Source organism: Rodentibacter trehalosifermentans, assembly GCF_002000545.1.
Classification (GTDB): domain Bacteria; phylum Pseudomonadota; class Gammaproteobacteria; order Enterobacterales; family Pasteurellaceae; genus Rodentibacter; species Rodentibacter trehalosifermentans.
Map to the genome: position 1 here is coordinate 17,635 of NZ_MLHL01000043.1, position 13,252 is coordinate 30,886.

12 protein-coding genes and 1 pseudogene are annotated in these 13,252 nt (G+C 42.3%); 7 read left to right on the top strand and 6 right to left on the bottom strand.

All coding sequences use genetic code 11. The features are described 5' to 3' along the window. Positions 1–190: 190 nt before the first annotated feature. Together BKK52_RS08010 and der are read left to right on the top strand one after the other, a co-directional pair. Positions 191–1,849, top strand: coding sequence for a phospho-sugar mutase (locus BKK52_RS08010; RefSeq protein WP_077419605.1), 1,659 nt, complete (start codon positions 191–193; stop codon positions 1,847–1,849). A gap of 213 nt (positions 1,850–2,062) precedes the next feature. Beyond that, positions 2,063–3,577: a ribosome biogenesis GTPase Der gene (gene der, locus BKK52_RS08015; protein ID WP_077478468.1), complete on the top strand. Its 1,515-nt coding sequence runs from the start codon at positions 2,063–2,065 to the stop codon at positions 3,575–3,577. Between the two features lie 48 nt (positions 3,578–3,625). Here der and BKK52_RS08020 read toward each other — a convergent pair whose 3' ends face one another. The 3 genes from BKK52_RS08020 to nhaB all read right to left on the bottom strand — a co-directional run bounded on the left by BKK52_RS08020 (position 3,626) and on the right by nhaB (position 6,767). Continuing rightward, the gene (locus tag BKK52_RS08020; RefSeq protein WP_244160230.1) at positions 3,626–4,435 is read right to left on the bottom strand and encodes a glycosyltransferase family 25 protein; all 810 of its coding nucleotides are present in this window, start codon (positions 4,433–4,435) and stop codon (positions 3,626–3,628) included. Between the two features lie 247 nt (positions 4,436–4,682). Continuing rightward, positions 4,683–5,216: a disulfide bond formation protein DsbB gene (gene dsbB / locus BKK52_RS08025; RefSeq protein ID WP_077419602.1), complete on the bottom strand. Its 534-nt coding sequence runs from the start codon at positions 5,214–5,216 to the stop codon at positions 4,683–4,685. Positions 5,217–5,225: 9 nt separating this feature from the next. Further along, entirely contained in the window at positions 5,226–6,767 is a 1,542-nt protein-coding gene (gene nhaB / locus BKK52_RS08030) for a Na(+)/H(+) antiporter NhaB (protein WP_077419601.1), read from the bottom strand. 132 nt (positions 6,768–6,899) lie between these two features. Here nhaB and fadR point away from each other — a divergent pair, with 132 nt between their 5' ends. The 4 genes from fadR to ruvX are packed head-to-tail and all read left to right on the top strand — an operon-like array spanning position 6,900 to position 9,397. After that, on the top strand, positions 6,900–7,625 hold the full coding sequence (fadR, locus tag BKK52_RS08035; protein ID WP_077478470.1) for a fatty acid metabolism transcriptional regulator FadR: 726 nt from the start codon (positions 6,900–6,902) through the stop codon (positions 7,623–7,625). Between the two features lie 58 nt (positions 7,626–7,683). Next, positions 7,684–8,421, top strand: coding sequence for a 16S rRNA (uracil(1498)-N(3))-methyltransferase (gene rsmE, locus BKK52_RS08040; protein WP_077478471.1), 738 nt, complete (start codon positions 7,684–7,686; stop codon positions 8,419–8,421). Continuing rightward, positions 8,418–8,978, top strand: a complete 561-nt coding sequence (locus tag BKK52_RS08045) for a YqgE/AlgH family protein (RefSeq protein ID WP_077419598.1) — start codon at positions 8,418–8,420, stop codon at positions 8,976–8,978. The genes rsmE and BKK52_RS08045 overlap by 4 nt, the downstream gene beginning before the upstream one ends. Then, the gene (ruvX, locus tag BKK52_RS08050) at positions 8,978–9,397 is read left to right on the top strand and encodes a Holliday junction resolvase RuvX (protein ID WP_077419597.1); all 420 of its coding nucleotides are present in this window, start codon (positions 8,978–8,980) and stop codon (positions 9,395–9,397) included. Before BKK52_RS08045 ends, ruvX begins: the two co-directional genes overlap by 1 nt. Positions 9,398–9,458: 61 nt before the next feature. Here ruvX and rlmB read toward each other — a convergent pair whose 3' ends face one another. Together rlmB and rnr are read right to left on the bottom strand one after the other, a co-directional pair. Next, positions 9,459–10,199, bottom strand: a complete 741-nt coding sequence (gene rlmB / locus BKK52_RS08055; protein WP_077419596.1) for a 23S rRNA (guanosine(2251)-2'-O)-methyltransferase RlmB — start codon at positions 10,197–10,199, stop codon at positions 9,459–9,461. Positions 10,200–10,232: 33 nt separating this feature from the next. Beyond that, positions 10,233–12,569 carry a ribonuclease R gene (rnr, locus tag BKK52_RS08060; protein ID WP_077419595.1) on the bottom strand — a complete coding sequence of 779 codons (2,337 nt, stop codon included), beginning with the start codon at positions 12,567–12,569 and terminating at the stop codon, positions 10,233–10,235. Between the two features lie 145 nt (positions 12,570–12,714). On the opposite strand from rnr, the gene BKK52_RS08065 reads away from it, so the two are divergent. Further along, positions 12,715–13,077: a hypothetical protein gene (locus tag BKK52_RS08065; protein ID WP_077478472.1), complete on the top strand. Its 363-nt coding sequence runs from the start codon at positions 12,715–12,717 to the stop codon at positions 13,075–13,077. A 7-nt stretch (positions 13,078–13,084) separates the two neighbouring features. Here the strand turns inward: BKK52_RS08065 and BKK52_RS08070 are convergent. Next, positions 13,085–13,252 (bottom strand): annotated as a pseudogene (locus BKK52_RS08070) (IS1595 family transposase); the annotation flags it as partial.

The following is a 13,252-nucleotide window of genomic DNA, read 5'->3' on the forward strand; positions in this document are numbered from 1 at the left end:
CGGAAGTTTTTCATATTCGGAAAACGAAAATTCGCCTACCATTTTCTCTTGCAGTCAATTTCCTTTGAAACAAACGATTATCTCAATAAAAATGTTACACAGATCAAATTTTCATTAAATAAACCTTTTAGCTTCAATGATTTTCAGCTAGTCTATCGGCGTATTTCGTTAAACTTTAGAAGGTGAAATTATGGCAAATGTTTTTGATATTGCACAAAATTGGTTAAACCAAGATCCTGATGCAGAAACCCGTGCAGAATTGACCGCACTTTTAGACTCAGCCAAAGCAGGTGATGCAAAAGCGGAAGCGGAATTACAAGCTCGCTTTGATGGTCGTTTGCAATTTGGTACGGCGGGTTTACGGGGGCCGTTACAAGCCGGCTCAATGGGCATGAACCGTGTCTTAGTGGCACAAGCCGCCGGCGGTTTAGCCGATTTCTTAAAAGGCTATGATAAAAAGCCCTCTATTGTGATCGGTTATGATGGTCGTAAAAACTCTGATGTGTTTGCCCGTGATACCGCAGAAATTATGGCAGGCGCAGGCATAAAAGCTTATTTATTACCACGCAAACTCCCTACTCCGGTATTAGCCTATGCCATTCAATATTTTGACACCACAGCCGGTGTAATGGTCACCGCAAGCCACAACCCACCAGAAGATAACGGCTATAAGGTCTATTTAGGCAAAGCCAATGGCGGCGGGCAAATCGTTTCCCCTGCGGACAAAGAAATTGCCGCCCTCATCGACAAGGTCGCCGCAGGCAGTATTCAAGATTTAGTGCGAAGCGATGACTATGTTGTGCTAAATGATGAAGTCATCGATGCTTACATTGCCAAAACCGCTTCTCTCGCCAAAGAGCCAGAATGCGACATCAACTATGTTTATACTGCAATGCACGGTGTAGGCTATGAAGTATTAAGCAAAACCCTTGCCAAAGCAGGTTTACCACAGCCCCATATTGTAGCTGAACAGGTTTGGCCGGACGGCACCTTCCCAACCGTGAATTTCCCAAACCCGGAAGAGAAAGGGGCATTGGATTTAGCCATTAAAGTGGCGAAAGAAAACAATGCTGAATTTATTATTGCCAACGACCCGGATGCCGACCGTTTAGCCGTAGCGGTTCCGGATGCACAAGGAAATTGGAAAGCCTTGCACGGAAATGTGGTCGGCTGTTTCTTAGGTTGGTATTTAGCCAAACAGTATCACGCCCAAGGTAAACAAGGGATATTGGCATGTTCTTTAGTGTCTTCCCCTGCCCTTGCCGAAATTGCGAAAAAATACGGTTTCCAATCAGAAGAAACCTTAACCGGTTTCAAATATATCGGTAAAGTGCAAGGCCTCCTCTTTGGCTTTGAAGAAGCGCTCGGTTACTTGGTGGATCCGGATAAAGTCCGTGATAAAGACGGGATTTCAGCGGCCATTATGTTCTTAGATCTTGTCCGTAACTTGAAAAAACAAGGTAAAACGCTTGCTGATTATGCCGATGAATTTACCAAAGAATTTGGGGCTTATGTCAGCGGACAAATTTCTATCCGGGTGAGCGATCTGGCTGAAATCGGTAAATTAATGACCGCACTTCGCAATACACCGCCAAGTGTTATCGGCGGGGTTAATGTGGCACAATTTATCGACCACACCAAAACCGATCGTCAAAGTGATATCCTCGTCTTTGTATTGGAAAACGGCTCACGTTTAATTGCCCGTCCGTCCGGTACAGAACCAAAAATTAAATTCTATCTTGATGCTCGTGGTACCGACCCGAAAAACGCCGAACAAGTGCTTGCTGAATTTGATGAAGGTGTACGTCATATTCTTCGTCAAGAAGCTTACGGTAAACAAGATTGTTAATGAATAAATCATAACCTAATAAAAAGGGACGCATATTAGTGTCCCTTTTTATTATAGTTATACACCATGCGTACGGGGTTAAAACGCTTAAACGGTGAACAGAAAAATACCCGCTATATTTAATCCTCAACCAATCGGTTTGCAAATCGCTTTTTACCAATGCGCCAACTTCCGCTATAATGCCTCCCATTTTGACAAGATTAGAGATTTTTTATGGCAACACCTGTTGTAGCCCTTGTGGGGCGTCCGAATGTGGGGAAATCCACCCTGTTTAATCGCCTAACCCGTACCCGTGATGCGCTTGTGGCAGATTTTCCCGGTTTAACCCGTGATCGTAAATACGGCCATGCCCATATTTCGGGTTATGAATTTATTGTGATCGACACCGGTGGGATTGATGGCACAGAAGAAGGGGTAGAAGAAAAAATGGCCGAGCAGTCACTGCTTGCCATTGAAGAAGCCGATATCGTGCTTTTCCTTGTGGATGCCCGTGCTGGTTTAACCGCCGCCGATATCGGTATCGCTAACTATTTACGCCAACGGCAAAATAAAATTACGGTGTTGGTGGCAAATAAAACCGATGGTATTGATGCCGATTCCTACTGTGCCGAATTTTACCAACTTGGTTTGGGGGAGATGGCACAAATTGCCGCTTCTCAAGGGCGAGGGGTTACCCAATTAATGGAACAGGTGTTAGCTCCTTTTGCCGAACAACTGGAAAACGCAGAAAAAATTGACCGCACTTTCGATGAACAACAAGATGAGTGGGAACAAGAATTTGATTTTGATTCGGAAGAAGATACTTCATTACTTGATGAAGCCTTGGAAGAAGAAAACGAAGACGAGCAAGACAAAAACATCAAAATCGCCATTGTGGGGCGCCCGAATGTGGGCAAATCGACCTTAACCAACCGTATTTTAGGTGAAGATCGGGTGGTGGTTTATGATATGCCGGGCACTACGCGTGATAGCATTTATATTCCCATGGAACGTGATGGCCAGCAATATACACTAATTGACACGGCCGGGGTGCGTAAACGGGGCAAAGTACATCTTGCAGTGGAAAAATTTTCGGTGATTAAAACCTTGCAAGCCATTCAAGATGCCAATGTGGTCTTGTTGACTATTGATGCCCGTGAAAATATTTCAGACCAAGATTTATCGTTGCTCGGTTTTATTTTAAACGCAGGACGATCCCTTGTTATTGTGGTGAATAAATGGGATGGATTGGATCAAGAGGTCAAAGACCGGGTGAAATCCGAGCTTGACCGACGTTTAGATTTTATTGATTTTGCCCGTGTGCATTTCATTTCTGCTTTACACGGCAGTGGGGTGGGAAATCTCTTTGATTCCATTAAGGAAGCCTATGCCTGTGCTACGCAAAAAATGACCACTTCTATGCTGACCCGAATTTTGCAAATGGCAACAGATGAACATCAACCGCCTATGGTAGGAGGGCGCCGTATTAAATTAAAATATGCCCATCCGGGTGGCTATAATCCACCGATTATTGTGGTGCATGGTAATCAAATGGATAAATTACCGGATTCTTATAAGCGTTATTTATCAAACTACTATCGTAAGAGTTTGAAAATTATCGGCTCACCCATTCGACTGCTGTTCCAAGAAGGGGCAAACCCTTTTGCAGGACGTAAAAATAAACTGACACCAAATCAATTACGCAAACGTAAGCGTTTGATGAAGTTTATTAAGAAGTCGAAAAGATAGAAATCAAAGTGCGGTCGAATTTGACCGCACTTTGACTACATAATGTTGTTATTTAAAAGGAATCGGTTTTCCAAACCACCGTCTTTTTAGTCTTACCCACTCTTTTTTGATTTTCTCCAAAGGCGATGCCTTGATTTGGTTATGACTCACTTCAGCTCTTCCTGCCGCCAGACTACTTTTAAAAGGATTAGGATTGATAATAAAATCCTGCACGCATATAGCAGGTATAAGTTGCATCACTTTATAATCTTTTTGGTTCACAAATTCTTCAAAAATGAGATTGTCTGCGGCAAGTGTTAGAGGCTTGTTTTGAACTTTACCGAGCAAATATCTTGCACCTTTTGGTGTAAGGGTATAACCTGCCGTGCCTGATTGTTTAAAGCTTAGGGGAATAATTTCACGGTCGCATTTTATTTTCTTTGCCCCGTCTTTTCCAAAGAGTATGCCATTTGCCTCCAATTTTAAAACATCCGTATCATCGGGAAGGTAATCAATTTCTAACAATTCCTTTGCATTTTCTCCTAAGTGAATGTCGTCTTCAAAAATATTGATATAGTCTAATTGGTTTTCCAGCATAAAATGCCAAAGGAAAATATGGCTTAAGGCACAGCCGATTTCAGTATCACTTAAAAGAGCTTCAGGCGAACGGTCAAGGGTAATATTGAGTTTTTTGGCAATTTTCTCAATATTTGAAGGTGTTACGGCATCGAAAAATGAGAAGGAAATATTTTGCTTGCCAAATTCATTTTCAATGTGTTTTCGGCGTTTTTGCGCAGTGGTTAAACTAATGACATAATTGTGCTGTGCTGTGCTGTGCTGTGCTGTGCTGTGCTGTGCATAAATGTTACCTATAAAAATAAAGTCTGTAAAATGCGTTATTGTGATGGCTTTCTCGTGGTTAAATTAAGCGATGAACCGAAAGTTAAATTCAGATCACGTTTAATTTAACAAAAACAGTCATTTCAATGAAATGTAGAGACACACTGCGTGTATCCTGTATAAAATCAATTAATTCAATATGTTACAATCGGGTGCACGCAACATACCCTTACAACTAAACTTCAAAATAAAGCTTGGGTTGCTGCGATATAACTAGCGAAATGCCCTAATTAAACAACCGTCTTTGTCTTCTACTTCTCTTTATCTGTGCGATTAATATTACCACAAGCACAATCACATAAACGGCAAAGATAAAAACCAACCATTGCACCATGGTGATACCAAATAGCGACCATTGGCTGTTGTCACAGGAGCCGGTGGGGTTAAAGAGGCTTGGAAGCCATTGGTGGAATGGTAGGGTTTCTGGGAAATTAGGGATAAATTCACATTGTTTCCAAGGGGCGGGGTTCATTTGGAGATCAAGGTGACGGATAGAAATCATCAGACCTTTAATGCCACTAAATAAACCTAATGCCAGAGCGATTAAGCGAAGGATCAGCGAGCGGGGTGCAATAAGACCAATAATGCCCGCAAAAAATAAACCGCTCATAGCTAAACGTTCATACACGCAAAGCACACAGGGTTGTAATCCCATTCCGTATTGGAAATAAAGTGCGGTCAATTCTAAGGCTAAACTCGACAATGCGAGTAATAGCCACGATGAACGTTTTTCTGAAAATCCTTTACAAAGTGCGAGCATTCTTTCTCCTTAAATTGGCTGAATTAATCCTAAATTTGCCAACCAGATGGTGGCTGCCGGTAAAATATATTCAATGGCAAATAAGCCCACTAAGGATAACACAAGGGTGTAAGGTAATGCCATGTAAACCATTCTGCCATAAGAAAGACGGATTAACGGTGCAAGGGAGGAGGTGAGTAAGAACAAGAATGCCGCTTGCCCGTTTGGTGTGGCGACAGATGGCAAGTTTGTGCCGGTATTGATTGCCACAGCGAGGAGTTCAAATTGGTGTGGGCTAATCACCCCATTAGTGAGTGCGGCTTTCACCTCGTTAATATAAACCGTTGCGACGAAAACGTTATCGGAAATAGCAGAGAGCAAACCGTTAAAAGCATAGAATAAAACGAGTTGCGTGCTTTCGCCTGCGGATAACACATAGTGAATGATCGGCGAAAACAGTTTTTGATCGATAATCACGGCAACCACGGTAAAAAATACGACCAACAATGCGGTGAAGGGTAAGGATTCTTGGAAAGCCTTGCCGATGACGTGTTCATTTGTAATGCCGGTAAACGCTGTGGCAAGGACGATCACACTTAAACCGATTAACCCCACTGCGGCTAAATGGAATGCCAAACCAATGACTAACCAGAGGGCAATGAGGGCTTGGAAGACCAATTTCATTTTCTCCTGTTTTGACATTTTTTGCGTATTGTTACGATCTAAGCGTGCCAACACTGCCCACACTTTGCGGGGAAGTTTTGCGCCATAGCCAAATAACTTAAATTTTTCTACTAAGTAGCAGGTGAGCAAACCACAGGCTAAGACAGGCAGGGTGACAGGAGCCATTCGGAAGAAAAATTCAATAAAGTTCCAATTTGCCTGCTCTGCAATAATTAAATTTTGCGGTTCGCCTACCATTGTCATCACGCCGCCAAGTGCGGTGCCGACACCGGCGTGCATCATTAAACTTCTCAAAAAGGCACGAAACTGTTCTAATGTCGTCCGGTTATCACCTAATTTATCATCATTGGTAATGTCAACGAGATCATTTAATTTATTGCCTGAGGCGACTTTATGATAGACACCGTAAAAGCCCATAGCAACACTAATAATCACGGCAACTACCGTTAGCGCATCCAAAAATGCGGATAAAAATGCGGCACTGACACAAAATGCTAAAGAAAGGGTAATTTTCGATTCAATGGCGATCAGCAATCGGGTGAAAACAAACAGCAAGAGCTGCTTCATAAAATAAATGCCGGCAACCATAAACATCAGCAATAAAACGACTTCAAAATTTGCCATTATTTCGGCTTTTACGTGAGCCGGATTTGTCATACCAATAATGACAGCTTCAATCGCCAATAATCCGCCCGGTTGTAACGGATAGCATTTTAATGCCATCGCAAGCGTAAAAATAAACTCAGCAACCAAGATCCAACCGGCAAGAAAGGGGCTGATAAAAAAGAAAATAATCGGGTTGGCAATGAGAAAAATGATAATGGCGAGCTTATACCAATCCGGACTTGCGCCAAGAAAATTTTTCATTAAGGCCTGTGTGTAAGTCATAAATTACTCCTGTTCTTTCAAGTACGCACATTGTAATATAGACCGCTTTAAAGGATAATACCCAAAGATAAAGATTTGCTTGATAAATCATCTTTTTTTGATTTTGTTAGACTTTTCTAACGTTTAATTATTATGAATACAGACAACACACTTTTAAAAGCTCAAAGTCCGGCGGCACTTGCTGAAGAATATATCGTAAAAAGCATTTGGGAGGATGTGTTTCCTGCCGGTACGAATCTGCCTTCAGAACGCGATCTTTCGGAAAAAATCGGCATTACCCGTACGACGTTGCGTGAAGTTTTGCAACGTTTGGCTCGTGACGGCTGGCTCACTATTCAACACGGCAAACCAACGAAAGTGAATAATATTTGGGATACCGCCAGTCCGAGTATTATTGAAACCTTAATCACGCTTGATCAAAGCTCCGCCCCATTGATTATTGATAATATGCTGTCATTACGTAGCAAAATGTCGGAGTTTTATATTTATGAAGCGGTGAAAAAATCGCCTCAGCAATCCGCAATGTTATTTGAAGGATTAAATAAACTCAAAAATACGGCTGAAGATTATACCGAATTCGATTATCACATTTTTCGTCAGTTTACCGTTTTGGCAAATAAACCCTTTTACCGCTTAATTTTCAATAGTTTAAAAGGCGTGTATCAAAAAATCGGTTTACTTTTTTTTAGTTGTGAAAAACACCGTGAACTGACCAAACAGTTTTATGTGGAATTACAACAAATCTGTCAAACCGGTAATGCGGAGGCGGTGGTCGATTGTATCCGCAAACATAATTTGCGTTCCGCTACGTACTGGAGTGCGATTTTAGAGCGTTTACCGCACAATTTTTCTGATTAACCCAAGAAAGTGCGGTCAAAATCAACCGCACTTTTTTTCCTATAATTTTCATCACATTATGCGTATACCTCGAATTTATCACCCCGAATCCCTTGAAAATCAAACCCAATGCCGACTTTCCGACGAAGCGGCTAACCACGTAGGGCGTGTGCTGCGAATGACAGAAGGCGAACAAATTGAGCTCTTTGATGGCAGCAACCATATTTATCCCGCCCGTATTATTGAAGCCGGTAAAAAAGCTGTAACGGTAGCGATTTTAGGGCGTGAATTTGCCGATAAAGAATCCAACCTTAAAATTCATTTGGGACAGGTGATTTCCCGTGGCGAGCGAATGGAATTTACCATCCAAAAATCCGTTGAATTGGGCGTAAATGTGATTACCCCTCTTTGGTCGGAACGATGCGGAGTGAAACTGGACGGTGAGCGTTTGGATAAAAAAATTCAACAATGGCAAAAAATTGCGATTGCAGCCTGTGAACAATGTGGTCGAAATGTCATACCGGAAATTCGTCCGTTGATGAAATTACAGGATTGGTGTGCAGAAAATGATGGCGCGTTAAAGTTGAATTTACACCCTCGCGCCCAATATTCCATTAGAACCTTGCCAAGTATTCCCGCTGAGGGGGTGCGTTTGTTGATCGGTTCGGAAGGCGGACTATCTCCACAAGAAATCGCTCAAACCCGGCAGCAAGGTTTTACTGAAATTTTATTAGGAAAGCGTGTATTGCGTACGGAAACCGCATCTTTGGCGGCAATCAGTGCATTACAAATTTGTTTTGGAGATTTAGGCGAATGATGGATTTACAAGGTCAATTGCTCATTGCAATGCCCCATTTATCAGATTATTTTCACCGCACGGTGGTCTTTGTTTGTGAACATAATGAACAAGGCTCAATGGGCGTGGTGATAAACCAACCCACCGATCTCAGCATTGCGGAGCTTTATAGCAAACTGAATTTTATGATGAAAAATGACCGCACTTTTGATGATGCGATGGTAGTGGCAGGCGGTCCGATGCATACGGAACGTGGCTTTATTGTGCATAAGAGTACTTTTGCCGATTTTCAGCACAGTTATAGAATCACCGATGATCTCAGCCTGACGACTTCCGCCGATGTAGTGGATACCTTCGGTTCTTTACAAGCACCGGAAAAATATTTGGTTGCATTGGGGTGTGCCGGCTGGTCGGCAGGACAATTGGAACAAGAAATTGCAGACAATGCGTGGCTTGTTGTGCCGTCAAACGACAGAATTTTATTTGATACACCTTATGAAGAGCGTTATCTTGCGGCAAGCCAATTATTGGGGATTAATAGGCACAATTTCGCCACGGCACAAGTAGGGCATAGTTAATGAACATTACCGCCCTTGCCTTTGATTTCGGTACAAAAAGTATCGGCTGTGCCGTGGGACAAAGTATTACCGGCACGGCACAGGCCCTGCCGGCTTTTAAAGCACAAGATGGAATTCCGAATTGGGAAAATATCGAAAAATGCTTAAAAGAATGGAAACCTGATGTGGTGGTGGTCGGACTGCCGCTCAATATGGACGGCACGGAGCAGGAACTCACGTTAAAGGCAAAAAAATTTGCCAACCGTTTAAATGGTCGTTTCGGTGTGAAAGTGATATTACAGGATGAACGCCTCACCACAACGCAAGCTCGCAGTGAGATTTTTGAACGTGGTGGTTTTCGTGCCTTAAAGAAAGGTAAAGTGGACGGAATTTCTGCTTGCTTAATTTTAGAAAGTTGGTTTGAAACCTTGGCGGAATAAAATTGGGTTGAAAGAAAAAAGGTGGCGCATAAATTATCCGCCACCTCTTTTTTATTCCCTTTTACGCATTCAAACGCTGACGCACTATCTCAAATAAACAAACGCCCGTTGCCACGGAAACATTTAACGAAGAAACCGAGCCTGCCATAGGGATACTCACTAATTGATCGCAATGCTCACGGGTTAAACGACGCATTCCCTCCCCCTCTGCCCCCATCACAAGCGCTAACGCACCGGTTAGTTTGCTTTGATAAAGGGTTTCTGTGGCTTCACCGGCTGTGCCCACCACCCAAATATCGTGATTTTGCTGTAAATCACGCAGAGTACGGGAAAGATTGGTCACACGAATAAGCGGTACGGTTTCTGCCGCACCACAGGCGACTTTGCGAGCTACCGAGGTGAGCTGTGCGGATTTATCTTTTGGCACAATGACTGCACTCACACCTGCCGCATCAGCCGTACGCAAACAAGCGCCGAGATTATGAGGATCGGTTACGCCATCAAGCACCAATAACAGTGGATTTTGTTTTCTGGCAAGTATTACATCAAGATCATTTTCGTTGAGTTCTTTTGCCGCTTGAATACGGGCAATCACCCCTTGATGCACTTCACCATTTGCTTTTTTATCTAAAGTTTGACGATTGACAAATTGCACCCCAATCCCTATTGCGTGGAGTTCATTGATTAAAGGCTGTAAACGTTTATCTTCACGCCCTTTTAATACGAACACTTCAATTAAACGCTCCGGTGTATGCGCTAAAATGCTATTAACGGCGTGAATACCATAAATTTGTTCTGACATAACTTTTCTCTATTTTTTGATTTTAAGGCGATATTATTGACGTTTTCTCTTTTTTTCAAAAAGTTCTTTATTTTTGACCGCACTTTTACGCTTTTTCGTGTTTTTTGACGGCCGTTCCTTAAAAATTTTCTTCGCTCTCTCTTTTGCCGTTTTGCCTAGTCTACGAGGCTTACGCTCACTTCCCACAAGGGAAAAATCGATCATTTTTTGTTGTAGGTGAACCGCTTCCACACGAATACGCACTTTATCACCCAAACGATACTGCATACCGCTATTTTCACCAATTAGACGCTGTTTTGTTGCATCAAATTGATAGTAATCATTTTCAAGCGTTGAAATATGCACTAAACCATCGATAAACAATTCATCTAAACGTACAAACAGCCCAAAACCGGTCACAGAAGAAATCACCCCGTTAAATTCACTGCCAACATGATCTTGCATATATTCAGATTTCAGCCAATCTGCGACTTCACGGGTGGCCTCATCAGCACGGCGTTCGGTCATCGAGCAATGATCACCAAGCAGCTCCATCTCCTCAAAAGAATAATGATAACCGCCGGTATCGGTCGTTTTACGTTTTGCGCCTTGTTCTTTTGCGAGCAGATATTTGATACTCCTATGGAGTGTTAAGTCAGGATAGCGGCGAATAGGTGATGTAAAATGGGCATATTCTGCCAAGGCTAAACCAAAATGCCCGATATTATCCGCATTGTACACCGCTTGGCTTAACGAGCGGAGTAGCATAGTTTGGATTAATTCATGATCCGCTCGAGCTTTGACTTTTTCTAACAGCTCGGCGTAATCTTTCGTAGTCGGTTTCATCCCGCCTTCCAAGGTTAACCCAAATTCACTGAGAAAAGCACGAAATGAGGTGAGTTTTTCCTCACTTGGTGAGGCATGAATACGATACAGTGCCGGTTCCTTATGCTTTTCCATAAAATTAGCTGCAGCAATATTGGCTAAAATCATACATTCTTCAATAATTTTATGGGCATCATTGCGGATCACCGGCTCAATACGTTCAATTCGCCCCATCGCGTTAAAAATAAATTTACTCTCAATGGTTTCAAAATCAATCGCCCCACGTTGATGACGGGCAGAAAGCAAAGTTTGATAAAGATGATGAAGTTCTTCCAAATGCGGCACGAGCGAATGATAACGTTCTCGAAGTGCCTCATCGCCTTCTAATATTTTTGCGACTTTAGTGTAAGTCAAACGGGCGTGGGAATTCATCACGGCTTCATAAAAACGATAATTTGTCAGCTTCCCTTTTGCCGAAATTTGCATTTCGCACACCATACACAGCCTATCTACTTGCGGATTAAGGGAACACAAGCCGTTGGACAAAATTTCCGGCAACATCGGCACAACCCGATTTGGAAAATAGACGGAATTTCCCCGATTATAGGCTTCGTTATCCAGTGCAGAACGCAGACGCACATAATAGCTCACATCCGCAATGGCTACCCAAAGTCTCCAGCCTTTTCCCTGTTTTTCACAATACACCGCATCATCAAAATCCCGGGCATCTTCACCGTCAATGGTAACAAGCGGTAACGTGCGCAAATCCACCCGACCTTTTTTTGCCTCTGCCGGCACCTCCTCAGTGAATTTTTTAACATATTTTTCCACCGCAGCCGGAAATTGGTGAGGAATATCGTGATTGCGCAAGGCAATTTCCACTTCCATCCCTTTAGCCATATTATCCCCCAAAATTTCGGTGATAACGCCTATTGGCTGGCTAAATGCTGCGGAGCGTTGTTGCAATTCCACCACAACCACCTGCCCCATTCTTGCCCCATTGCGGTGCTCATTTGGCACAAGAATATCACGCCCGATACGGCTATCATCAGGCACGACATAACCAAAGCCGTTTTCTAAGAAAAACCGTCCGACAATCTGTTTCTTACGGCTTTCCAACACCCGTACAATGCGAACTTCTCGACGCCCCTTATGATCGAAATTGGCAGGCTGTGCTAACACAAAATCACCATGCATCACTCGTTGCATCTGATGATTCGGAATAAATAAATCCTCTTTTTTACCCTCAACCTGCAAAAAGCCAAAGCCTTCTCGGTGACCAATCACCAAACCTTTAAGCAAATCTAATTTCTCCGGTAAGGCGTAGCGTTTACGTTTGGTGAAAACAAGCTGCCCGTCATTTTCCATTGCCCGTAAACGACGGCGCATTGCCTCCATTTTTTCCTCATCACGAATAGAAAGTGCGGTCAAAATTTCTTCCCGATTCATCGGGGCATTATTTTCACGAATGACATTTAAAATCAGCGCTCGGCTTGGAATAGGATTACCATATTTCGCTAATTCTTGCTGATAATGGGGATCTTGGTATTTTCGTTTTTTTATCATTATTTTCTACCGTTTTAAAAAGTGGGGAGAGTTTGACACTGTGAGGGGGATAATGCAAGGGAATAGACATAGTTTTATTGTAACTATGCTTTTTTATTATTAGAATGAGGTGTTTTTGTTTAATTCTCTATAAAAAGGTTTTCTAATGGACAATTTATCTTTATTTTGGAGTCATATATCTAAATTTTTTCCTAATTTACCTCCTTCGGGGTTCTCAGATTGGATAACATTAGTTATTTTTGTTACCTTGCTTTTTGGCTTTTTTGGGTATTTACATAAAGTCAAAAAGCAGCATTCTAAAGCGAAGAACTCCATTAAATTTTATGAATCATTTCTTGATTTTGTGGAAAAAGAGAAAGAACACTTAGCGGATAAACGACGTGAATTGTTGGAAAAAGTTAAAGAGCACAAAGACGAAGAGTTGAGTGCCATTTGGCAGGAATTTGATGAGTCGCTTGTTGAAATTCAGATTTCCGAGAATAAAAGAAAACTTTTGGGGCTGACGTAGATTAGCCCTAAATTCCACACCATTTTCGCAACATTTTAAGTTGCTCTTTTGGTGTTCCAAAGTTAAACCGAAATTCACATTCCTTCAAGAATAAGGGAAAATTTTTTCGGTCGATTCCATTATATTTTCGGAGTATCCGCTTGGCTTGGCTCCAAAAATTTTCAATGCCGTTAAT

Excerpts from the sequence above, each read along its gene's own strand:
- fadR (WP_077478470.1), top strand. The coding sequence starts at position 6,900 with ATGAATACAGACAACACACTTTTAAAAGCTCAAAGTCCGGCGGCACTT.
- rnr (WP_077419595.1), bottom strand. The coding sequence starts at position 12,569 with ATGATAAAAAAACGAAAATACCAAGATCCCCATTATCAGCAAGAATTA.
- nhaB (WP_077419601.1), bottom strand. The coding sequence starts at position 6,767 with ATGACTTACACACAGGCCTTAATGAAAAATTTTCTTGGCGCAAGTCCG.
- der (WP_077478468.1), top strand. The coding sequence starts at position 2,063 with ATGGCAACACCTGTTGTAGCCCTTGTGGGGCGTCCGAATGTGGGGAAA.
- ruvX (WP_077419597.1), top strand. The coding sequence starts at position 8,978 with ATGAACATTACCGCCCTTGCCTTTGATTTCGGTACAAAAAGTATCGGC.
- rlmB (WP_077419596.1), bottom strand. The coding sequence starts at position 10,199 with ATGTCAGAACAAATTTATGGTATTCACGCCGTTAATAGCATTTTAGCG.
- dsbB (WP_077419602.1), bottom strand. The coding sequence starts at position 5,216 with ATGCTCGCACTTTGTAAAGGATTTTCAGAAAAACGTTCATCGTGGCTA.
- BKK52_RS08010 (WP_077419605.1), top strand. The coding sequence starts at position 191 with ATGGCAAATGTTTTTGATATTGCACAAAATTGGTTAAACCAAGATCCT.
- BKK52_RS08045 (WP_077419598.1), top strand. The coding sequence starts at position 8,418 with ATGATGGATTTACAAGGTCAATTGCTCATTGCAATGCCCCATTTATCA.
- BKK52_RS08065 (WP_077478472.1), top strand. The coding sequence starts at position 12,715 with ATGGACAATTTATCTTTATTTTGGAGTCATATATCTAAATTTTTTCCT.
- rsmE (WP_077478471.1), top strand. The coding sequence starts at position 7,684 with ATGCGTATACCTCGAATTTATCACCCCGAATCCCTTGAAAATCAAACC.